A 22,969-nucleotide genomic window follows, 5' to 3' on the forward strand; every position below is an offset into this window, starting at 1 on the left:
CCGGATGAGCGCCAGGCACAGGGCGCTGAGCAGGAAGCTGCCGGCACCGAGATCACAGAACGCAGCCCGACGCCGCCATGCAAGCAGGACAGTTCCGGGCGCGGCCCGGCCTCGGACCTCGACGGTCCTGGGCAGTCGACTCCACGCTGCCTGTACCCGCCCAACTGAACTGGTCCAACCAGTTGACCACTGGGCGGGGGTGCTCGATTCTGATCGCCATGAAGCACGCACCCATCCGGCGTGAGGCGGTCTCCGACCAGCTCTACGCATTGCTGCGCGACAGAATCCTGGACGGCTCGCTGCCGGCGGGCACGGCCCTGACAGCCGAGCGGGATCTGGCCGCCGAGTTCGGCGTGAACCGGCATGCCGTCCGGGAGGCCGTCAAGCGGTTGCAGCAGGCCAGGCTCGTCGAAGTCAGCCACGGCGGCAGAACCCTCGTCCTCGATTGGCGGCGCACCGCCGGTCTCGACCTCGCCGTGGGGATCGCGGAGGCCGGCACCGGACCCGCCCTGCCCGATCTCGCTCGCGATGCCCTCGAGATGCGAGCGTGCATCGGCGCCGACGCGGCCCGGCTGTGCGCCGCCCGCTGCTCCCGGCGGACCGCCGCGGACGTGGTGGAGGCCGCCGGCCGGTACGCGCTGGCCGGACCCGACCTGACCGAGCTGGGGGCCGCGGACGTCGCCTGGTGGCGCCTGATCGTCGAGGGCTCGGGCAATCTGGCCTATCTCCTGGCGTTCAACACCCTGGTGGGCGGCACCCTCGCCGTCGCCGACGTGCCCATCGACCTGCGGACCGCCGAACTCCTCGACGTCGAGGCCCACGTCCGGCTCGCGGCACACATCGCCGCCCGCGAACCGGAGGCCGCCGAGCGTCTGGCGCGCGAGCTGCTCTCCCGCAGCGTGCCCGCGACGCGACGGACGGCGGGGCGCTGACGTGATACCCGCAGTCATGTACGCGATACCGGTGTTCGTGCTGCTGGTGGTGGTCGAGGCGCTGTCCTACCGGTTCCTCCCGGACGACGAGGAGAGCGGCTACGAGGTCCGCGACACCGTGACCAGCATGTCCATGGGCGCCGGGAGCCAGGTCGTCGGACTGCCGTGGAAGGCGGTCGCGGTCGTCGCCTACGCCGCGCTCTACACCCTCTCGCCCTGGCAGTTGTCCGCGTCCTCGGTATGGACGTGGGTGCTGCTGTTCTTCGCCGACGACCTGGCGTACTACGCCTTCCACCGCGCTCATCACCGGGTGCGGGTGCTGTGGGCCAGTCATGTGGTGCACCACTCCAGCGTCCGCTTCAACCTGTCCACCGCCCTGCGGCAGAGCTGGACACCGATGACGACGCTGCCCTTCTGGCTGCCGCTGGCGCTGCTCGGCATCCCGCCGTGGATGATCCTGCTCCAGCAGTCGATCAGCCTCGTCTACCAGTTCTTCCTGCACACCGAGCGGGTCGGGACGCTGTGGCGGCCCGTCGAGTGGGTCTTCAACACCCCCTCCCACCACCGTGTCCACCACGGCTCCAACAACGTCTACCTGGACCGCAACTACGGCGGCATCCTCATCGTCTGGGACCGGATCTGCGGCACCTTCGAGCCGGAGGGCGAGCGGGTGGTCTACGGCCTGACGAAGAACATCACCACCTACAACCCGGTGCGCGTCGCCTTCCACGAGTACGCCGCGACCTGGCGTGACGTACGCCGGGCGCGGCGCTGGCGGGACAGGGCGGGGTACCTGTTCGGGCCGCCCGGCTGGTCGCCGAAGGCGGAGGTGTGACATGCCGCCACTGATCGCCGTGTTCGCCGTCCTCGCCGCTGTCGACATCACGGGTGTCGCGCCGGGCCGGCCGGTGCTGGAGTGGCTCAGCAAGCCGCTACTCGCTCCCGTGCTGGCGGCCGCCGCGGTACGACATCATCCGCGGCAGCGTCCTCCGCGGCGCGCCCGCCGACGGCCTCGTAGGGGGCGGCGATTCCGTCACCCGCGGACCTGCGGACCCGCTGGCCCGGCGGGACGTCGGCCCGGTGGGAGCCGGCACCATCAGCGGTACGGCTCCGGCGTCGCCGGATGGGCGTCGGCGAGCGCCCTCGTCCAAAGGCGTAGGTCTCTGATCCCGCGTGCACGTCGGCCTGCACCCTGCGGTACGCGCGGCGGCCGGGCACGTCTGCCCGGGTGTGCTGCGCTTCACGTCGGGCGGTCAGCGCGGCGAGCGTCCCCCGCGCCTGGAAGTCCTGGCCCTGCCGGGACGACCGCGCCATTCGCCGGTGTGGGCGAAGCGGCCCCCCTTGTTGTTCAATGAGGTGTGCGGTCAGGGATCTCTGCGCCCCTCGCACGGGTCCGAGTACAGCCCCGGTGCTGCGCCGGGCATTGCTGAGGGAGTCGCATGGACTCCACACCCTCCCCCTCGTCCTCGTCGGCGTTCGACCAGGTCAGTCAAGCTCTGGGGCGCTATATCCCGCGCGGTGGAGCGGCCGCCGGTCCCGCCGACGCGTACGGCCGCCGTACTGCGCGTCAACCCGTATCCGACAACCCGGCAGCAGGCCAGCAGGAGCAGATTCTCGGCGCGGTCAACCTGAACCAGGATTTGATGATCACCCGCTGCAATCTGGACGCCCCCGTGTTCGCGGGTCTGGACGCCGCGGCCGGGAAGCCGTTCGTCGATCTCCTGCCTCCCTGGGACGTACCGACGGTCACACGGCGGCTGCGGCAGGTCGTGGAGACCGGTGAGGCGCACGTCGCCCGGATCCAGCGCCTGCGCCGCAGCGACGGGTCGGAGCTGGTGGTCTCGCTGAGCATCCTGCCCGCTGCGGCGCCCGAGGAGGGCCTGACCGTCTCCGTGATCGCCATGGCCAGGAGGCTGCACCTGTACGCCGCCGAGACCGCGATCGGCACCTCGCTGGACATCGGTGAGACCGCGCAGTCGCTGGCGGAGTCCCTGCTGGCCTGGGGAGACGTGGCCGCCGTCGACCTCGACTTCGCCGTGTGGACGGGCGAGGGAGTCACCGGGCAGGTGCAGAGGCGCATCCGATTGCGGCGGGCAGCCCTGGTGCCGGACCGGGCATGGCCCGAGGGCTACATAACTCCGGGCGACGACCTCCCCAGCGACGCGAGTCGCCTCCTGGCGCAGGCGGTACTGCGGAACGATGCTCCGCAGACCATCGTCATACCCGACCGGGAGGCGGTCGAGCGGGTACTCGACAGCCCTAGAGTCGTGCGGGCCCTCGTGCCCGTCGACCGGTCGGCGGGTGTGGCGTGCATACCACTGGTGCTGGACGGCATGCCGCCCGTCGTACTGGGCGTGGCGGAGGTCTGGCGGCGGGCGGACTGCCCCTTCCGTGACAGCGAGCTGTTCGACCTGCAGGAACTGGTGGCCAGGACCGCCCATCACGTCGACCTGGCTCGTCAGCACCAGCGGGAGCACACGCAGGTGCTGGCACTGCAGCGCCGACTCCTGCCACGGACCGGCGGCGACACCGTCGAGATCGCCAGCGTCTACCAGCCCGCCACCCCCGACAGCGCGGGCGTCGGCGGCGACTGGGTGAACAGCTTTCCGCTGCCGGACGGCCGTACAGCGCTGGTGGTCGGTGACGTCGTCGGGCATGGCCTGGGAGCTGCGGCAACCATGGGCCAGCTGAGTATGGAAGCCCGCGCGCTGCTGTCCGCGGGGCTCGCGCCCGACGAGGTACTGGAGCACCTGGACGAGACCGTGACGCTGCTGGACGACGCGGAGTCCGGACTGGCGGCCGGCTACAGCGCGCTCGGCTCGACCTGCTGCATCGCCCTCTACGACCCGGTCAGCCACCAGGTGGTGCTGTCCAGCGCAGGCCACCTCCCCCCGGTCCTGGTCACCCCGGACGGGCACGCGGGCCCGCTCGCGCTGCGCCCTCACCCCGGCCTGGGCGCCGAATTCGCGCTGCGGGAACCGTTCGACGTGCACACCTTCGTCGTCCCCCCGGGCTCCATGCTCGCTCTTTACACCGACGGCCTGGTCGAGGATCCCGCCCTGCCGATCGACGAGGGCATCGACAGGCTGGCGGACGCCGTGTCCACGGTGCACCCCTGGGACACCCTGCAGCAGGCCGCACGGCACGTCGTCTCCGTACTGGCTCCCGCCCGCCAGCGCGATGATGTGACCCTGCTGCTCGCGCGGATGATCGGCTACCGCAAGGGGGACACGGCGACCCTGCGGCTGCCCGCCCGGTACGACACTCCCGCTCGCGCCCGAGCGCAGGTCTTCGCGCTGCTGAGGCAGTGGCGCACCAGGGACGACACCCGGGACAAGATGGTGTTGCTGGTCAGCGAACTGGTCACGAACGCGGTCCGCTTCGCTGCCGGTCCCATCACGGTACGGCTGATCAGGGCCGGCAACGGCCTGCTGTGCGAGGTGGGCGACACCGGCAACGGCAGGCCACGCCTGAGGCGGGGTGACCTGCTCGACGACGGCGGTCGCGGCCTGAGTGTCGTGCACAGGCTCACCACCCGGTGGGGGGTGCGGTGGACGGACACCGGGAAGGTCGTCTGGGCGGAAGTCGCGAGGTGACGCGGCAACTTGTTCTGGTGCGGGTGGCGCGACCCCGTACTACAGCCACTGCCCTTCCAAGGCGGTGGCGGTGAGCCCGGGTGCCGCCGCGTACAGTACGGCGCGATTGCCGGGCTTCTGCTGCCCGGCGTCATGTGCCCGCCGCAGGATGTCGAACACGGCCGCGCCTCCGCGGTTGCCGCTGGTGTAGCTTTCCCGGCTGTAGTCCAGCAGCCCCGAGGGCCACGCGTCGGGCATCGTCTGCTCCATGTACTCCAGCACCCGGGTCCCCCCGGGGTGGGCGAGCAGCACGTCGGGGTGCCAGGAGTCGGGGTCGTCCTGGTAGCGGGCGTGCAGCCAGTCCCACATTGCCGTGACGGTCTCCTGTACGGCGCGCGGTCCGCGCCGGTCCATCACGAAGTGGGTGCCGTCCGCCCGTGTCTCCAGGCGGTGCAGGTCCTGGGTGCCGGGCAGGGTGTGGTGCCAGGCGGCGTCCAGCCGCAGCACCGACTCGGGCCTCGGGCGGCCCGTGACCACCGCGGCGACCGCCGTGTCGGCGAACAGCAACCGGACGATCAGAGACTCAAGGGTGTCGTCCGCGGGCTGGTAGGTCGTGCTCAGCGCCTCCGCGATGACGATCAGGACCACCCGATCGGGGTCCGCGGCCACGAGATCCGCCGCGAGCGCCAGGGAGCGGGTCCCCGCGATGCAGGCCCACTGCGTGGCCGGCAGCAACATCACATCGCTGCGGAGCGGAAGCCGGTTGGCCAGGGCTATGTCCAGTCCGGGCAGCGCCGGGGTGGTGGAGTTACTGGTGATCAGGCAGTCGACGTCCGAGGCGTCCAGCCCGGCTGCTTGCAGGGCCCCCCGCGCCGCACGCTCCCCGTAGGACTGCACGGCCTCCCAGGCCGGCGCCGTGCGCTCCTGGACGGTCTGCGGCGCGGGAACGGTCTCGAGGGCGGCGACCACGCGGTCCACGTCCTGCTGCGTGAACCCGTCGCGCACAAGCGCCTCTTGGGTCGGCTCGATGCCGATGGTCCGCAAGCCGCTGACGTTGCCGGGCGCGACGGTGGTCTCCAGCGGCAGCATCCACCCGCGGGTCTCGATGCCCGTACTGGCCGCGATGCCGTCGATCCGCGGCGCCCACGCTGCGTGCGGGTGCCGGTCGCTGACCTCCGCCACGATCTGGCTGGTCTTCACGGCGTGCTCGCCGTGTATCACGGCAGGAGGGCAGAGGTAAGCGGCCATGATGGAGCACCTTCCAAGGGGAAACGGGAAACAGGGGGGTGACGCGGAGGGAGAGGAGGGGAACGGGGAAGGACACAAATGCCGTGCGCATGCGCCGATTTGGAACACCGAGCCCAAGGGGACGCAGAGGGGTCCCACTCCGGGAGGCCGTGTCCGTCCACCAGCATGGAGCTAAAAGGACATTTGCGCTGTGATGCACACAACGTAGACGCGAACTGGCATGCGTGACACGGCACACATCCCTGAAACGGGGGTGCCCTCGGAGCGGTTTCGTGGATCTCCCCTGACCTGCCGTCAGTCAGGGAGCTGTCTTGTCGCTGTCGCTGGGCCGAGGTCTGGCGAACACCTGAGGCGGAAGCGCGCCCGGTCTCCGGGATGTGGACATCGACATCGACGTAACCCGCCCCCCGCGCCGCTGGCAGCGGCTCTGCGCCGCAGCGGAACACGGATGGTGGCCAACGGAAGAATCCCGCATGAGGACCTCATGGCGGCACTGGAGGCCGTCGAGGCCGGATCCGCCTCCTGACGGCCGACGCCCGCCCGACGACAAGGAACCTGTCATGCCTGGTCTACTTCGCGGGGTCGCCCGCACTGCGGTCGTCTCCGGTACCGCCACCGCCGTCTCCAACCGCGTCTCGCGCCGCCAGGCCGGTCGACGGGCGCGGCAAGGGGTGCTTTCCGAGGCCGAGTTCGACGTGCCGCCGTGGACCTCGACGAGCACGGTGCCGGGCGCTACGAAGTCTCCGATCAGCCGGGTCATGACGAAGACGCAGTCGTGGCGCGCGGCTTTAGCGACCAGACCACGCACGTCGAAGGCCTGGACGGCGCCGCCCCGTACGGTACGGATGAGCGTCACCGGACCGTCGGACGGCACGGCACGGCTTCGGCTCCGCGGGGAGCGGCGCCCCGGATCGCCGCGGCGCCGCTCGTGAACACCGCCTCTCCCATGGCCTCGACCAGCTCCGCGATCGCGACCGGTCGGAGACTGTGGGTGAACCGGTTCAGGTAGATCAGCAGGAGCACGAGGCTGACGGCCACCGCCATGCCGGCCAGGGTGACTCCGAGATCGGGGACCGATTCGGCTTCGACGCTGCGCAGCAGGGAGAAGGCGAACGCGAACGTCCCCGTGAACGTCGCGAGGACCGACTTCTGCAACCGGTCCCGGTACCAGAGGCGCATGTACCGGGGGGAGAGGGTTCCCGTGGCCTGCTGCACCACCAGCACGCCGATGGTGACGACGAACCCGAGCAGCGCCACCATCGCGCCCACGACGGCGGTGAGCACGCCGCTCGCCGTCGTGGCGGAATAGTGCCAGCCGCTCGGCGGCCAATCGGCGCTGTCGGCAGCCAGGGCGAGCTCGGCGAGCAGGGCGCCGACAACGAGACCGAGCATCGGCACGATCCACAGGCTCGCCTTGGCGTATTGCCGCAACCTGAATCCGGCGGCCCAGGACGTCATGACACCCATGCCCCGTCCCCTTCACCCGGAGGAGTCAGGTGCTCCAGAGACCCACGAGACGACGGGCTCCCTCGGCGGGACCGCCACCACCTCACGGTAGGGCGGTTCCCGCGCCGGCGCACCGCCGCACCGCCGCACCGCCGCACCGCCGCACCGGCGCACCGGCGGCACCGCCGTCACCTTGTGCGACTCCTTGCCAGGACGGAAGCATGCCGTCGGCCTAAGCTGATCGGGTGCCGCCCGGTCCACTCCGCCCGCGGCGTGACGGTGCCCCGAGTGTGGTCGACCGGGGCTGAAAGGGGTCCACGATGGACGACTATCCCCTGATCGAGGACCACGGCCTCATCGGTGATCTGCAGACCGCGGCCCTCGTCACGACCGATGCGACGATCGACTGGTTCTGCTGTCCGCGGTTCGATTCACCCAGCGTCTTCGGCGCACTGCTGGACCGGCGGAAGGGCGGCCACTTCACCGTACGGCCGGCTGCGGACACGTTCACGACCAAGCAGCTCTACCACCCCGACACCGCCGTTCTCGTGACGCGCTTCATGACCGAGGACGGGGCGGGGGAGGTCGTCGACTTCATGCCGGTGACCGGCACGACCGCCACCGACCGGCACCGTCTCGTCCGCATGCTGCGCTGTGTCCGCGGCAGCATGACGTTCGAGGGAGAGATCGCTCCCCGCTTCGACTACGGCCGTAAGCCGCACGAACTGCACATCTCGGAGCACGGGGCCCTGTTCACCTCGGAGGACATGCACCTGGCCGTCCACCCCGTCCGTGAGCCGCACGACGAGCGGCTGTTGAACGCCCTCTCGGGTGACAAAGACCTGCGCTTCTCGCTGACTCTGCGGGCGGGACAGCAGCGTGGCATGGTCTTGGAGTCGTCCCCCGGAGGGCCTGCGCACGAGGTCCGCGTGGAGGAGTTCGAGCGGCTCTTCGACGAGACGGTCCGCTTCTGGCGTTCCTGGCTGAGGCAGTCCACCTACTCCGGCCGCTGGCGGGAGGCGGTGGAACGTTCGGCCGTGACGCTGAAGCTCATGACCTACGCGCCGACCGGCGCGCTGGTCGCCGCCCCCACGGCGGGACTGCCCGAGCAACTGGGCGGAGAGCGCAACTGGGACTACCGGTTCACCTGGATCCGTGACGCTTCGTTCTCCGTGTACGCCCTGCTGGGCCTGGGATTCAAGGAAGAGGCGGCCGCCTTCATCGGGTGGCTGCACGACCGGGTCAAGGAAGAGGCCGGCGTCGGAAACGGTACCGGGCCGTTGAACATCATGTACCGGGTCGACGGCTCCGCGGACCTGGTCGAGGAGACCCTGGAGCACTGGGAGGGCTACTGCGGCTCCGCCCCCGTCCGCATCGGCAACGGAGCGGCGAGCCAGCTGCAACTGGACATCTACGGCGAGGCCCTCGACAGCATCTACTTCGCGCACCAGCACGGGATGCACCTCGACCACGGAGGCTGGAAAGCGCTCCACACGCTGCTCGACTGGCTCGTCGACCACTGGGACCAGCCGGGCGAAGGGCTGTGGGAGACCCGCGGAGGCCGGAAGGACTTCACCTACGGTCGCGTCATGTCCTGGGTGGCTTTCGACCGTGCCCTGCGGATCGCCGACGACGACGGCCGTCCCGCGGCGCGCGGACGCTGGGTCGACGCGCGGGACGCGATCTATGAACAGGTGCTCAGCAAGGGCTGGGACCCGAACAAGCAGGCATTCGTACAGCACTACGGGGACGACGTGCTCGACTCGTCGCTGCTTCGCATGCCGACGGTCGGCTTCATCACACCGGACGATCCGATGTGGAAGTCGAGCCTTCAAGCGATGGACCAGGAACTGGTCAGCGACAGCCTCGTCTACCGCTACAACCCCGAGGCGTCCCCCGACGGGTTGCGCGGCTCCGAGGGGACCTTCTCCCTGTGCACGTTCATGTACGTCGACGCCCTCGCACGCGCCGGACGCACCGACATGGCCAGGCTGGTGCTGGAGAAGATGCTCACGTATGCCAACCACCTCGGCCTGTACTCCGAGGAGATCGACCTGACGGGGCGGCAGCTGGGGAACTTCCCCCAGGCCTTCACGCACTTGGCCCTGATCGACGCGGCGATCACCTTGGATGGCATGCTCTAGGGAGGCAAAGGGAGTGTGAGCCCCGGAGCCCGCCGCGCGAGTCCTCAGCGCAGGGCCGTGTCCGTTGCGGGCCCGAGGAGGACGACGGTGTCCCCTTCCTGCGGAGTGATCTTCTGCGTCTCTGCGACCGGCTCCAGGCGCTGGTCCCCCCGCACCACGAAGAGCACGTCGTGCTCCTGGGGCAGCGGGGCCGTAGCCGGCTGCACCACGAACCGGGCGCCGCGCTCGTAGCGCTCCGCGAGGGTGTGCCGGACGAGGGAACGGCCGAAGAGGATGTCGCCGCCGGTGTACGGAGCGACCACGCCGTGGCTGTCGTGCGGTGGCCCCACCCGGTATACGGGCCCCTCCACGTTGTCCCGCATCATGATCGAGCCGAGCGCATTGAAGTCGTCGTCGTCGGTGGCCAGGAAGACGGCCGTCACGCCCTCCAGACGAGCCCCGGGGTTGATGGCCGTGGCCAGTAGATCGCCCTGTGCCAGCTCGAGGCCCGCTCCCTGGATCCTTTCTCGCGCCTCCTCGCGTCCCGCCCACATCAGCACGTCGAGGCCGGCGGACCTCAGGGCCCTGCCCAGATCGACCACCCACGGCTCGCCCCCCACGAGAAGAACGCGCGTGCCCGCTGTCTTGACCACGCCCAGGCGTCTGGCCACGGGCGCTGCCGTCAGCGCGTAGAGGAGCACGGTTCCCACGATCACCAGGAAGGTGATCGGAAGGATCTTCGCCGCCCCCGTCACTCCCCGTTCGGCCAGGCCGGCGGAGAAGGCCGACGCCGTCGCCGCCGCGACGATGCCGCGCGGGTCCATCCACCCGACGAAGGCGCGCTCCCTCCGTGAGAGGTCCGTGCGCGCCGCAGCGGCGAAGGCCACGATCGGTCGGACCACGAGGACGAGGATCGCGATCAGGCCGAGCGCGGGAAGGAGCACCGGCACCAGGGACGCAGGGGTGACCGTGGAGGAGATGGAGATGAACAGCAGTCCGATGATCAGTTGGACCAGGGTCTCGAAGAAGGGCCGGCGCGCGGGCATGTCGAAGCCGCGGATGTTGGCGACGGCCAGTCCCGCCACGATCGCGGCGATGAGCCCCGTGTCGTCCCGCACGACGTCGCAGACCGCCGACACGCCGATCACGATGGCGAGTTGCGCCAGCGTACCCAGCGTCTCGCCGAGCCGAAGGGTGCGCAGAGTGAACCACAGCAGCGCCGTTCCCACGGCCCCGCCGGCCAGCCCGAAGGCAAGGCTGAGGGCGAACTGGCCCAGCTGGTACCCCCGGCCGATGTCGATCTGGTGTGACGAGGCCACCGCGTGGAAGGTGAGCGCGCCGAGGATGGCGCCGATCGGGTCGGTCAGCGTCCCCTCCCACATCAGGACGCGCCGTACCTTGTCGCTCGGCCGCACGAAGTCGAGCAACGGCCCCACGACCGTGGGCCCCGAGACGACGAGGATCATGCCGAGCATCGCTGCCACGCGCAGGGGCATGTCGAACATCGCCGGTGCCACGGCCCCGGTGACGAGGAAGGTGAGCAGCACGCCGTACACGAGCAGCCTGCCCACGATCCCGCGCGTTCGGCGGGCGAGCTTGCGCAGGTCGAGTCCCAGACCGGCGTCGTAGAGGATCACCGCGACGGACAGCGACACCAGGCCCGAGAAGGCCGGCCCCAGCAGTTTGTCCGGGTGGATGACGTCCGTCGTCGCGCCGGCGGCGAACCCGACCGGAAGCAGGATGATCAGGGCGGGGACGCGCAGCTTGTTCGCCAGGATCTGCGAGCCGGTGGCGAGCACCACCGTCAGGGCGAGTCCGAGAAGGATCTCGTCGTCGGTCACAGCGGCTTCCTTCGTCGGAGTCCGGGCGTGAGGGGGTGTCCGGCTCGGGTGCGAGCAGGGGATCAGCTGTCGTGTGCCGCACCCTCACCGGCGGTGCCGCCTTCTCTTCGCAGTTCGGAGTCGGTGAGCTCTTCGAGCTCACAGTGGGTGTCCAGCGACCCGTTCCGAGGCGACCCCGCCGACGGCAGCACCGAGGAAGAACGGCGTGACGACCGAGGCCACGGCGAACACCGCACCGTACAGCCGCCGGTCGACGAGCCGCCGGGAGGGCTTGCGGAACGCGAAGCCGGCGCCGCGCAGGACCATGCCCATGACGGCCAGCGCGGAGGGGAGCCACATCGCGGAGAACACGGTCTGGAACAGGATCGGGAAGCCGGTCCACATGATGACGAGCACGAAGATCAGCCAGACGTTGTTCACCTCCTGGACGGGAGCCATGGCGTGATCGATGAGCCACCGGGGCCGCCGGCCGCGTTCCGTTCCCCCGCCGTGGCGTCGTTGCGGCGCAGCCCGCGGTAGTGCATGACCAGGGTGATGAAGGGGAAGGCCACGCCCAGGGGCACCAGGATGATGTGGGAGGCCAGAGTGAAGGTCATGAGTTCCCGGGCCGGCAGGAGTTGGGCCGGGGCATCCGCCAACAGGTGGAGCGAGGTGGGCATGCGTGCCTTCGTCGTTCGTGGTCGTGAGTGGCCGGGAGAAGGTCATCCGCCGGTGGCGAAGCCCGGGAAGAGCGTCATGCCACCGTCGACGTACAGGGTGGTTCCCACCACGTAGTCCATGAGGTCGGAGGCGAGGGCGACCACTGCGCGGGCGATGTCCTCGGGGTCACCGATCCGGTCGTACGGGATCAGCTTCAGGAGCTCCTCCCGTGCCTCGGCCGTCTCCCAGGCCGCGCGGTTGATCGGCGTCTTGATCGCCCCCGGCGCGACCGCGTTCACGCGGATCTTCTCCGGCGCGAGCTCCTGGGCCAGGGTCTGCATCATCATCTGCACACCGCCCTTGGACGACGCGTAGTTCACGTGACCCGCCCAGGGGATGAGCTGGTGCACCGAACTCATGCAGATGATCTTCCCCGCGGATCGGGAGACCTCGGGGACCACGCCCCGCCGCCGGAACTCCTTGGTAGCCTCCCGGGCACACAGGAACTGACCCGTGAGATTGACGTCGATGACCTTCTGCCATTGCGCGAGCGTCATGTCCGTGAACCGGGCGTCACGCTGCATTCCCGCGTTGGCGACCAGGATGTCGATGGTCCCGAACTCCTGGACCATCCGGTCCGTCATGGCGACGACCTGGTCCTCCTGGGACACGTCCGCTTCGTACGCCGCCGAGCTCACCCCGAACGAGGCGATCTCCTCGGCCACCTCCTCGGCGGCCTCACGACCCGTCACGTAGTTCACGACCACGTCGGCGCCCGCCCGGCCCAGGCTGATGGCCGTGGACTTCCCGATGCCCGAATTGGCGCCGGTGACCAGCGCCTTCTGGCCGTGCAGCAAACGCGCCGGGATCACATCCTGCGGTGCTCCCACGGTGGAATCCATGCCGTCCTGCCTCCTCGCTGCGCGGCTGCGCTGTGCCCGGCGGCAGCGCGGCCGAGCAGAGTCACCCAACCAGTGGATGCGGCGGTTGGCATCTCCCGGGAATCGGCCACTGGGCCGTTGGGTCGAGCAGCTTCGTCCGAACGGACCAGCGGACGGTCGGCGGTTTCAACCCAGCCGGCTCAAGAGGTGGTCGCCGACCCGCAGGGCATTGGCGATGGCCGTCAATGACGGGTTCACCGCGCCGATGCTCGGGAAGAAGCTCGTGTCGACGACGTACAGGTTGTCGAGATCGTGGGCCTTGCAGTTCACGTCCAGCGCGGAGTCGGCGGGATCGGCACCGAAGCGCACGGTACCCGCCTGGTGCGCCGTCGCACCGATCGGCATGCCCTTGTGCAGGTAGATGCTGCGTGACAGCAGATGGTGCTCGTGCATGCCCAAGTGGCCGAGCATTCCTTGCAATTTGTGCCTCAGGCGCTTCAGGCCTTCGATGTTGTTCTTCTCGTCGAGAGTGAGCCGGATCCGCGCGTCACCGTCGAGAGTGACCCGGTTGTCCGCCAGTGGCAGGTCCTCACCGCACAGCCAGAAGTCGACGGCGTGGTGTGCCAGTACCTCGAACGGCATGTCCGGTGCGACCGCACCGGCCCACCGGGGGGCCTCGCCGTGGATCTGTTCCGCGTCCGACTTGCCCAGCATCTGGATGCCACCGAGCGGGAATTCCCAGTCGTCCGCGCCGGAGTACCAGTCGTTGAGCGCGAGGGTCTTCTGGAATCGGGTGTCGTTGGGTTCCTTGGAAACCGCCATCAGCGCCAGGTTGTTGTGCCGCATGTAGAAGCGGCCGACCACGTCGGAAGTGTTCGCGAGGCCACGGGGGTGGTGCTCGTTCGCCGAAGCGAGCAGCAGTGCCGCCGAGTTGACCGCCCCGCAGGAGACGACCACCACGTCCGCCGTGTACCGGACCTCCGAACCGTCCGCGAGACGGCCGACGACCGCGCTGACACTGCGTCCTCGGGCATCGGTCTCCAGACGGACCACCTGGGTGTCCGTGACCATCTCGATGTTGGGGTGTTCCAGAGCCGGCTCGACACAGATCACCTCGGCGTCGGACTTGGCACGCACCAGACAGGGAAAGCCGTCGACGCGGTCACACCGGATACACACACTGGCGTGACTGGGCCGCCCGCCGTTCTCCTGGCGGAGATCGACGCCGATCGGCAGATGGAACGGGTGCAGGCCCCGCTTCTCGAGGTCGTCGCTCAGCTGCTGGATGCGGGGCTCGTGCTCCACCGGCGGATGCGCGTACTGCGCGCTGACCGGCCCCTCGCCGGGGTCCTCGCCGTGCCGTCCGTGGACGAGGTAGAGGTGCTCGGCCTGCGTGTAGTACGGCTCCAGGTCCTCGTACCGGATCGGCCAGGCGGGCGAGACACCGCCGTGGTGGCGGATCTCGCCGAAGTCCTCGGGCCGCAGCCGGAAGAGGGCGGCGCCGTAGAACTTGGTGTTTCCGCCCACGTAGTAGTTGACCTCGGGCGGGAACTCGCTGCCCTGCTTGTCCAGCCAGAACTCCGGGGCCCGGTACTTGGCCTTGACGAACACGGCGGTCGAGTCCCAGTTGTCCCGCTCACGCGGCAGGTAACCGCCGCGTTCGATCAGGAGGACGCGCTTGCCCGACGGGGCGAGGCGATGAGCGAGAGTTCCTCCGCCGGCGCCGGTACCGATGATGATGACGTCGTAGTGAGGGGCGTCGCCCACGGCGACCACCGTCCTTGTGATCATGGCCCGGACCTGTTGTCAGGCACCTGGCGCCCCACTGGGCGAAGGCCCAACGGGGCGGACCTCCTTCGAACGTATCCGCCACTCCCCTGAGTGGCGACCGGGGGCCGGCCCTCCCGGTCACAGTGCCGCGATCGGGTTCACGGGCGACCCCGTCGCTCCGGGCAGCCGCAGGGGCGCGACCACACACAGGAAGCTCCAACGCCCTTCTCGCGCGCAGACCTCGACGAGGTCCTCGAACCGCAAATAGTCCATGAGGTGGATGCCCATGGCCTGGATCGCCAGGACGTGCACGGGGAAGGCGATGTCCTCCACCGGGCTGGGAGCGGTGTCGTTGTTGCCGTCTCCGCCCAGGACCGCGACCTGGCGTTCGGCCAGGAACTCCATTGCTGTCGGATGAAGGCCCGTCCGCGCCGTGGCCGCGTGCCACGGCCCGAGGTCGGTACGACGGAGGCGATGTCCCACCCTGACGAACAGCAGGTCACCAGGGCCGACATGCACCCCCTGAGCGGCCTCGGCGGCCGTCAGATCGCCCGACGACACATGGTCGCCCGGTTCCAGCCAGGGAATCCCGCGCAGCCGGGGAATGTCCAGCAGTACACCTCTACCGACGATGCCGCTCTCGAGAACGTCGACGGAGAGCGTACGGGCACCCTCGGCCGTCACGGTGCCCGCCGGCGCTCCGCCGTACAACTCCCCGTCGAACACCACGTGGCAGAGGGCGTCGAGGTGACTGTCCGCGTCCCCGTGCACGTTCATGGCGAAGCGGTCGGTGGCGAAGTGGAGTCCGTCGGAGCCGAGGTCGCGCGGCCCGGGCCCGGTCATGCGGTGCGTCGCGGGCTCGGGGGAGTCGGGCCCCGGTTCGGTCTCGATCGGAGCCGCCAGCGACACCGTGTGTCCGAGGCGGACTTCGGCGGCGGCCGCTGCCACCCGCTCCGGTGTGAGACGGCGGAGCGCACCGCACCGGCCGTCCACCGTCGGGTCTGCCGCCGCCTGGCTCCTCAGCCGCTCGTACAGCGCCCGGAATCCGTGCGCGGTCATACCGGGTGGTACCGGGGGCTCCAGGGACGGCGTCACGAGTTACTCCCAATGGCTCAGGCCCCACCGGAGCACATGCCTCGCCCCCGGCTCCAGGACGGTGGGATCGGTGCCGCTACGAAAGGCGTCCGGCGGGCAGGACATCGCGTCCACGGCGACTCCGCGACGCCGCCGTTCGGGTTCCGTGAGGGTGTCTCCCGTGTACACCCGTACGTACGGGGTGCCTTCACCCAGCCCCCCGTCGTCGACCTGCCCGACCCGGAGGCGCAGACGACGAGCACCAGGCCAGGGTCCCCGTCACTGCTGCGTGTGCCACGGGCGCCGGACGTCAGTCCCTCATCGGACGGGGCGCGACGCACAACCCCCAGATGACGAGGGCGTCGATCGCGATGAACAACAGCGCCCACCACGGTGTGTACGGGAGCCACATGAAGTTGGCGATCATGCTGAGGCCGGCCAGCCCCACGCCGACGACCCTGGCCCACGTGGCCCCCGTGAACAGGGCTACGCCGGTGAGCGCGATCAGAACGCCCAGGATGAGGTGGATCCAGCCCCAGCCGGTGAGGTTGAGCTTGTAGACGTAGTTACTGGTGGCCACGAACACGTCGTCCTTGGCGATCGCCGAGATACCCCCGAGCAGCGTCATGATGCCGCTGAAGATCATGATGACGGCGGCGAACACCAGCCAACCACTGCTGTGCGTTTCGTTGCGCCGGCCAGGCGCACTCGCGTGGGTCGTCATGCCAGGCTCCTCCGTGTTGTCCGGCCTCCCCGCCGGCACGTCTCGTCCGATGGGTCGGATATGTTCAATCTGGCCCCCGTCGCCCCCGGCCGCATGTCGACGGGACCGGACGGCCCGTGTTGCGGTGGCCTTCCGTCTGTGCTTCCGGCCACCTCCGCCCGCCGGTGGCACGCGGTCGACGCCGCACCACCTCCAGGGCTCGGCGTGGACCGAGGAACCGTGTCCAGGTGACACCAGGTTGCCCAACCCGCCTCCCTACGGCGCCTTTCCAGCCGGAATGCCCGGTTCGCGGCTGACAAGCATCTGCCATGGCGAGGACTTGCCACCATGAGGCCTTCACGACAGCAGTCACCGGTAGATAGACCCATGGCATGCACTCCCCCTCCCAAGATTCCGCCTTCCGGCGCAGACGCCGGAAGCTGTTCGCAGCAGCCACCGCGGTGCCGCTGCTGGCCTCGGGTCTCGCCGTTCTGCAGGGACCCGCACAAGCCGCTCCGAGCAAGCCCCCCGTCACCGCCAAGCCCTCGGGGACTCACAAGGTCACCCTTGTCACCGGCGACGTCGTCACGGTCACCACGACGGCCGACGGCAAGCAGATGGCCGAGGTCGACCGGCCGGACAGCGCCGTCGGCGGCGTGAAACTCCAGGAGATCAAGGGCGACTTGTTCGTCATCCCGGACGAGGCGGTGCCGCTGCTGGGAACGGACAAGCTGGACCGGCGGCTGTTCAACGTCACCGACCTGATCGAAATGGGGTACGACGATGCGAAGTCGGCCGCCGTACCGCTGATCGCGGCGTACACCCGGCCGAAGTCCCGCGCGGCCGTCGAGCCGACGGCCCCCCGGGGCAGCAAGCTGACCCGCAAGCTCAAGGGCATCCACGGTGCCGCGCTCACCACGGACAAGCGGCAGACCCGCACTTTCTGGACCACCGTCGCGCCACAGGGCAGTGAGACACTGGGTGCGGGCGTGGCGAAACTGTGGCTCGACGGCCGCGTGAAGGCCAGCCTGAACGAGAGCGTGCCGCTGATCGGAGCGCCCGAGGCATGGGCGGCCGGCTACAACGGCAAGGGCGTCAAGGTCGCGGTGCTCGACACCGGCATCGACGTCAACCACCCCGACTTCGCCGGCCTGATCGACGGCACGCAGAGCTTCGTGCCGGGTGAGGGCGTCACCGACGTCAACGGGCACGGTTCCCATGTCGCCGGCACGATCGTCGGTTCGGGCGCGGCCTCCGGAGGCGACAACAAGGGTGTCGCGCCCGGTGCCGACCTGTTCGTCGGCAAGGTGCTCGGCGGCGCGGAGGGCTACGGCCAGGACTCCTGGGTCATGGCCGGCATGCAGTGGGCCGCCGAGTCCGGTGCGGACATCGTCAACATGAGCCTCGGTGACTCCTACCCCACGGACGGCAGCGACCCGATGTCGCAGACGGTCGACGCGCTCTCCGCGCAGTACGGCACGCTGTTCGTCATCGCCGCCGGAAACTCGGGCCCCGAGAGCATCTCCGCTCCGGGCGCGGCCGCATCGGCGCTGACCGTGGCCGCCACGGACAAGCAGGACCGGCTCGCGTCCTTCTCCAGCACCGGCCCGCTCGCCCACTCCGGCGGCATGAAGCCGGACATCTCGGCACCGGGCGTCGACATCACCGCGGCCCGCTCGCAGGAGATGACCGACGGTGGTGAGGGCCTCTACCGCACCATCAGCGGTACCTCGATGGCCACCCCGCACGTGGCCGGCGCGGCGGCGATCCTGGCCCAGCAGCACCCGGACTGGAGCGGCGCGCAGCTCAAGGAACACCTGACGAGCACCGCGAAGGGCCTGGAGGACGGGTACTCGCCGTACGAGGTCGGCACCGGCCGCCTCGACGTGGCCTCCGCCGTGCGCGCCACCGTCCGCAGCTCCGGGTCGCTCTTCTTCGGCAGCTACACCTGGCCGCACCGGCCGAGCGACGTCCCCGTGACCGAAGACATGACCTTCACCAACACCGGTTCCGCCGACGTCACGCTGAACCTGGCCCTGACGAACACCGACGGCCCGTTCAGGCTGGGCGCCGCCACGGTGACCGTCCCGGCCGGCGGCACCGCCGCCGTCCCGGTGACCGGCGATCCGCAGACCGCCCCGGCCGGCCGGCACGGCGGCTACGTGATCGGCACCGACGCGGGCACGGGTGAGACGGTGACCCGCACCTCGGTGGCACTGCTGAAGGAGGAGGAGCGCTACGACCTGAACATCAAGCTGGTCGGCAAGGACGGCAAGCCCGCCGCCGGCTGGGTCGGCATCAATCTGGCCGGTGACTCCTGGCCTTGGAGTGTCTACGTCGACGGCTCGACCACCATGCGCATGGCCCCGGGCCTCTACACCGTCGCGGGGTACCTCGACGTGGCAGGCGAGAAGGCGGACCGCTCGGGTCTGGCCGTTCTGGTCGACCCGGAGACGGTGCTCAAGGACGGCTCCGCCGATGTGGTGCTGGATGCGAGCAAGGCACGCCTGCTGCAGACCGAGGCGCCGCAGCGCACCGAGGACCGTCAGCGCAAGGTCGACTTCAACGTCCACTACGAGGGCTTCGACCCGTACATGGACTACCGCAGCGCGTACGTGCTGCCGCCGATGTACGACGACGTCTACGTCGCGCCGACGGAGCCGATGAAGCAGGGCGAGTTCATGCTGATCACCCGCTGGCGCAAGGGCGAGCCGCAGCTCGGCCTGAGCACGCCGGACGGTCGGATCCGGTTCGAGACGCTGGTCCAGGCGGGCAGCGCGCCGGCCACCGCCACGGACAGGCTGGAGGCCGTCTACGCAGGTGACGGCGCGGCGGCCGCGTACGAGAAGGTCAACGCCAAGGGCAAGGTCGTCGTTGTCGGGCGCAGCGACGAGGTCGCCCCGCAGGAGCGCACCGAGGCCGCGGTCGCGGCCGGCGCGAAGGCGCTGATCGTGGTCAACGACGGTGTCGGTGCCCTGATGGAGTACGTCGGCGCGTCGACCGTCCCGGTCGCCACCGTGCACCGCGACGCGGGCAAGGCCCTCATCTCGATGGCCAGGACAGGCAAACTCAAGCTGACCGTCAAGCAGACCGAGCACACGCCGTTCGTCTACGACCTGACCCGGGACTACCCCGGCCAGGTGCCGGACCGGGCCCTGGTCTACAAGCCCACCAAGGGCGACCTCGCCCGGATCGACGCCCGCTACTACGCGGCCGCCGGCGGCCGGTCGGCGGAGGGCTACCGGTCCGACTTCACCCTCAGCCCGTCGTTCAACTTCCCCGACCGCGAATGGCATCCGGGCACCCGCACCGAGTGGGTGACCCCTGGTCAGGTCTGGAGGGAATTCCACACGCAGGGCGTCGACGGAGCCCTGCCCTGGTCGATGGTCTCGGGCGACAACACCTACACCAAGGGCAGCACCACCCGGCTGGACTGGTTCGCCCCGGCGACCCGGCCCGCCCAGAGCGAGTCCTTCGGGGTGTACAACTCCCGTTGGCAGAACTACATGACCTGGAACGTGCAGGCATGGGCCTCCGCCAGCGACAGCATGCGGCTGGGCGGGTACCTGCCGTGGGGTGAGACACCGTCGCACCTGCGGATCTTCCAGGGCGACACGCTGATCCACGACAACCCGGTCAGCGGTGACATGCAGTGGGTGGAGGTGCCGGCGGGCAAAAAGCCCTACCGCGCCGTCCTCGATGTGGAGCGGCCCGGTGACGTCTTCCGGCTGTCGACGCGTACCCACAGCGAGTGGACCTTCCTGTCCGACACCGTCGACTCGGACTTCTTCGAGCCGTTCTCGGTGCTCAACATGGACTACGAGCTGGAGACGGACCTGCACGGCGACGTCAGGGCCAACGCGACCCAGAAGATCGCGCTCAAGCCGGTGTCGATGGACCTCGGCACCGTGCCGGGCACCGTCACCGAGGTGCGGCTGGACGTCTCGTACGACGACGGCACCACCTGGCAGAAGGTGACCCTGACCAAGGGCGCCGACGGTTACTGGACGGGTGCGTTCAGGACGGCCAAGAAGCCCGGTGGCTTCCTCTCCGTCCGTGCGGGCGCCGGGACGGACAGCGGATACAGCGTCAAGAACGAGATCATCCGGGCGTACGGCCTGCGATGAGCCGCACTGTCGGGCCCCGGGGAGGCGACTCCCCGGGGCTCCCCTCGCACCCGCTCCCAGCAGGGACTATTCAAGATCTGCTGCCATGGCGCATACTCTCCCCGCTGCGGCAAGCGGAAGAGAGTCGGTCGCCGATGCTGGACGTTCTGGGCCTCGAACCCGATGACGAGCGCGTCTACCGGACGCTGCTCGGACAGCCGAACTCCACCGCGGTCCACCTCTCGGACGTGGTCGCCGTGTCGCAGGCCCACGTCGACAAGGCACTGTGCCGCCTGGTCGAGTGGGGGCTGGCGACACGGTCGGCGGACGAGCGGTTCACCGCCGCGCCCCCGGCGATGGCACTCGGCGCTCTCATCAGCCAGCGCCGGGACGGACTGCGTATGGCCGAGCAGGCACTGGTGACCTTCGCCGAGGAACACCGGGCCGCCATGACCGGCAGGAGCATCACCGACCTCATCGAGGTCGTCACGGGCGTCGACGCCATCCGCCATCGATTCCTCCAGGTGCAGCAGGCGGCCCGGACACAGGTCCGTTCCTTCATCACCGCACCGTTCGTCGCCCTGCCTCCCGACGAGAACACGGCCGAGCCCATGGCCCTCGACCGTGGAGTGCTCTTCCGCGCGGTACTGGACCGCGCCGTGCTCGCGGAGCCGGGCATCATCCAGGACGCGATCGATTCCCAGCGCAACGGTGTGCAACTGCGCGTCGCCGACCACGTCCCCATGAAACTGGTGCTGGCCGACGCCGACCTGGGACTCGTCCCGCTCGCGGTCACACCGGCCGGAGAGCCGGGCGCCGTGCTGCTGCACCGCAGCGGCCTGCTGGACGCACTGGACGCGCTGTTCGAGACGGTCTGGCGCACGGCCCACCCGCTCGAACTGTCGGGCTCCGCAGGCGGGTCCCCACTCACCGTCGAGTTCGGCCCGCAAGGCCCGACGGAGCTCGACCGCAGGATCCTCGCGCTGCTCCTGGCAGGTCTCACCGACCTCACAGCCGCGACGCAGCTCGGCCTCTCACCGCGCACGCTGCACCGGCGCCTGCGTCATCTCATGGACATGGCCGGGGTCCGGACCCGGATCCAGCTCGGCGCACACGCCGTGCGGAACGGCTGGACGGAGCCCCTGTAACGAGGACAGTCACCTGTCCCGTTGCGGTCCGCCGTGATTCAGGCCGGCGGGCGCCGGTGTACAGAGCGACGCTCCTCCGCCTCCCGTCAGGGCCTCGAACTGCCCCGCCCGCAGCCTTCCGGCGCGGGGGCGGCGGCGTGACCGCCGGGCCTTGCGGGAGGAGTTCCGTGGTGACGAAGGCCGTCACGGCCGCCAGGATCACCACCGGGATCGTCTCGGAGTTCCCGAGTACGAGGACGACCAGGGCCACGCTGCTGACCGGAAGCCGCAGCGCGGCCGCCGATGCCGCTGCCATCCCGGCGGCAACACCGGGGATCACCCCGAGCCCGGGGAGCGGAGCGAGCAGCACACCCGCCGCCGCGCCCAGGAAGAGGACCGGGAACACCAGGCCACCCCGCAGGCTGCCGAGGCACAGGGCGTACGCGGCGAACTTGAACACCAGGACGGCCAGCAGCGCGCCGACACTCCAGCTGTGCGGATCGGCAGCCAACGCGGCCAGTGCGGCCTGGCCGGACGAGGCGACCTCCACCGGGGAGCGGCCCGTGGCGACCGCGTAAAGGGCTGCGCAGCCGCCGGCGGCGATGGCGCAGACCACCGTCCGGACGAAGGGCGCCCGCGCCACGAAAGCGGCTGTCAGGCGCCCTCCGGCGATCACCAGGTGGACCAGCACACCGATGCCTACCGCCAGCACCATGGACCACACCACGTCCCCGGTGTCGAGACGCGGGGGTGACGTCGGGAAGTGGACGGAAAGACTGCCGGTGTCGAGCCCCGTCCAGCGTCCGAAACCCGTGAACACGATCCCTCCCACGCCACTCGAGAGAAGCGCGGGCAGCATGACGATGAACAGTTGGGGTCCGCCCACACCCGCCACTTCGATCAGCAGCACCGCGGCGATGAGCGGATTGCCGAAGATCGCGGCGATGGCCGCCGCCGCGCCGGCGGCGCCCAACAGTGCGGTGCTCTCCGGGGTGGCGGGGGCGCGGACGAGACGCCGGAAGAGCAGGGCCAGACCACCACCGAGCGCGATCAGTGGCGCCTCCGGGCCGAGGGCCGCACCGAGCGGCAGGCTCGCGGTCGCGGCGATGAGCACTCCGGGAAGAGCGGCTGCCGAGGCCCCTCCCGCGTGCAGGCCGGACGCGGGAACATGACCGCCGGCGCCGGGCAGACGGGTCACGACCAGACCCACGACGACTCCGGCGACGGCGAGCAGGGGCAGCGGCCACCAGGCCGGGGGGACGTCCCAGCCCCATGCCTTCGGCAGGTCCGCCCACATCACGTGCTCCAGCTCGTGCAGGGCGACAAGGAACCAGAACGCCGCCAGCGAGATCGGGATGCCGATCAGAGCACTGAAGACCAGGACTTTGCGGTAGCCGGGCGTGCGCAGGAGATCCCGCAGCCGGTCGGCCTCGTCGGCCTCGTCGGGCTCCGCGGGCTGTGGGGAGGGGGCCTTCGGCGCCGCCATGGGTCAGTCCTTCCGGAC

General features: G+C 70.0%; 15 protein-coding genes and 3 pseudogenes. 7 read left to right on the forward strand and 11 right to left on the reverse strand.

Going from position 1 to position 22,969, the window contains the following annotated elements; translation table 11 throughout:
• Positions 1–218: 218 nt before the first annotated feature.
• From GLX30_RS31670 to GLX30_RS31680, 3 genes are all read left to right on the forward strand, one after another.
• Positions 219–932 carry a GntR family transcriptional regulator gene (locus GLX30_RS31670; protein ID WP_159694365.1) on the forward strand — a complete coding sequence of 238 codons (714 nt, stop codon included), beginning with the start codon at positions 219–221 and terminating at the stop codon, positions 930–932.
• A gap of 16 nt (positions 933–948) precedes the next feature.
• On the forward strand, positions 949–1,767 hold the full coding sequence (locus GLX30_RS31675; protein ID WP_208545521.1) for a sterol desaturase family protein: 819 nt from the start codon (positions 949–951) through the stop codon (positions 1,765–1,767).
• A 604-nt stretch (positions 1,768–2,371) separates the two neighbouring features.
• On the forward strand, positions 2,372–4,528 hold the full coding sequence (locus tag GLX30_RS31680) for a SpoIIE family protein phosphatase (protein WP_159694367.1): 2,157 nt from the start codon (positions 2,372–2,374) through the stop codon (positions 4,526–4,528).
• A gap of 39 nt (positions 4,529–4,567) precedes the next feature.
• Here the strand turns inward: GLX30_RS31680 and GLX30_RS31685 are convergent, their stop codons facing one another.
• Positions 4,568–5,755 carry a type III polyketide synthase gene (locus GLX30_RS31685; protein WP_159694368.1) on the reverse strand — a complete coding sequence of 396 codons (1,188 nt, stop codon included), beginning with the start codon at positions 5,753–5,755 and terminating at the stop codon, positions 4,568–4,570.
• A 560-nt stretch (positions 5,756–6,315) separates the two neighbouring features.
• On the opposite strand from GLX30_RS31685, the pseudogene GLX30_RS35610 reads away from it, so the two are divergent.
• Positions 6,316–6,423 (forward strand): annotated as a pseudogene (locus GLX30_RS35610) (SHOCT domain-containing protein); the annotation flags it as partial.
• A gap of 74 nt (positions 6,424–6,497) precedes the next feature.
• Here the strand turns inward: GLX30_RS35610 and GLX30_RS36250 are convergent.
• Together GLX30_RS36250 and GLX30_RS31695 are read right to left on the reverse strand one after the other, a co-directional pair.
• Positions 6,498–6,629 (reverse strand): annotated as a pseudogene (locus tag GLX30_RS36250) (DUF2254 domain-containing protein); the annotation flags it as partial.
• Positions 6,608–7,222, reverse strand: a complete 615-nt coding sequence (locus tag GLX30_RS31695) for a DUF2254 family protein (protein ID WP_279632616.1) — start codon at positions 7,220–7,222, stop codon at positions 6,608–6,610. The gene GLX30_RS31695 and the pseudogene GLX30_RS36250, both read right to left, overlap by 22 nt.
• A 299-nt stretch (positions 7,223–7,521) precedes the next feature.
• On the opposite strand from GLX30_RS31695, the gene GLX30_RS31700 reads away from it, so the two are divergent.
• Positions 7,522–9,345 carry a glycoside hydrolase family 15 protein gene (locus GLX30_RS31700; protein WP_159694369.1) on the forward strand — a complete coding sequence of 608 codons (1,824 nt, stop codon included), beginning with the start codon at positions 7,522–7,524 and terminating at the stop codon, positions 9,343–9,345.
• A gap of 44 nt (positions 9,346–9,389) precedes the next feature.
• On the opposite strand, the gene GLX30_RS31705 is transcribed toward GLX30_RS31700, so the two are convergent.
• The 7 genes and pseudogenes from GLX30_RS31705 to GLX30_RS31735 form a co-directional block, all read right to left on the reverse strand.
• The gene (locus tag GLX30_RS31705; RefSeq protein ID WP_159694370.1) at positions 9,390–11,165 is read right to left on the reverse strand and encodes a cation:proton antiporter; all 1,776 of its coding nucleotides are present in this window, start codon (positions 11,163–11,165) and stop codon (positions 9,390–9,392) included.
• A 138-nt stretch (positions 11,166–11,303) separates the two neighbouring features.
• The gene (locus GLX30_RS31710) at positions 11,304–11,603 is read right to left on the reverse strand and encodes a cytochrome d ubiquinol oxidase subunit II (protein ID WP_244258345.1); all 300 of its coding nucleotides are present in this window, start codon (positions 11,601–11,603) and stop codon (positions 11,304–11,306) included.
• A 47-nt stretch (positions 11,604–11,650) separates the two neighbouring features.
• Positions 11,651–11,824, reverse strand: a pseudogene (locus GLX30_RS31715) (cytochrome ubiquinol oxidase subunit I); the annotation flags it as partial.
• Between the two features lie 42 nt (positions 11,825–11,866).
• Entirely contained in the window at positions 11,867–12,706 is an 840-nt protein-coding gene (locus GLX30_RS31720; protein WP_159694371.1) for an SDR family oxidoreductase, read from the reverse strand.
• A gap of 165 nt (positions 12,707–12,871) precedes the next feature.
• A complete protein-coding gene (locus tag GLX30_RS31725) occupies positions 12,872–14,476 on the reverse strand; it encodes a GMC family oxidoreductase (RefSeq protein ID WP_244258346.1) in 1,605 nt (534 codons plus the stop codon).
• A gap of 117 nt (positions 14,477–14,593) precedes the next feature.
• Positions 14,594–15,514 (reverse strand): cyclase family protein, encoded by a 921-nt coding sequence (locus tag GLX30_RS31730; protein ID WP_159694372.1) that lies wholly within the window; start codon positions 15,512–15,514, stop codon positions 14,594–14,596.
• 325 nt (positions 15,515–15,839) lie between these two features.
• Positions 15,840–16,253 (reverse strand): hypothetical protein, encoded by a 414-nt coding sequence (locus GLX30_RS31735; protein ID WP_159694373.1) that lies wholly within the window; start codon positions 16,251–16,253, stop codon positions 15,840–15,842.
• 371 nt (positions 16,254–16,624) lie between these two features.
• Between GLX30_RS31735 and GLX30_RS31740 the strand changes: the two genes are divergently transcribed.
• A complete protein-coding gene (locus tag GLX30_RS31740) occupies positions 16,625–20,359 on the forward strand; it encodes a S8 family serine peptidase (protein WP_159694374.1) in 3,735 nt (1,244 codons plus the stop codon).
• Positions 20,360–20,493: 134 nt separating this feature from the next.
• Positions 20,494–21,486 carry a helix-turn-helix domain-containing protein gene (locus GLX30_RS31745; protein ID WP_159694375.1) on the forward strand — a complete coding sequence of 331 codons (993 nt, stop codon included), beginning with the start codon at positions 20,494–20,496 and terminating at the stop codon, positions 21,484–21,486.
• Here the strand turns inward: GLX30_RS31745 and GLX30_RS31750 are convergent.
• Complete coding sequence (locus GLX30_RS31750; RefSeq protein WP_159694376.1) at positions 21,407–22,951, reverse strand: chloride channel protein; 1,545 nt, start codon at positions 22,949–22,951, stop codon at positions 21,407–21,409. The two genes, GLX30_RS31745 and GLX30_RS31750, sit on opposite strands and share 80 nt — an antisense overlap.
• Positions 22,952–22,969: the final 18 nt, after the last annotated feature.

Source organism: Streptomyces sp. Tu 2975 (assembly GCF_009832925.1).
Taxonomy (GTDB): domain Bacteria; phylum Actinomycetota; class Actinomycetes; order Streptomycetales; family Streptomycetaceae; genus Streptomyces.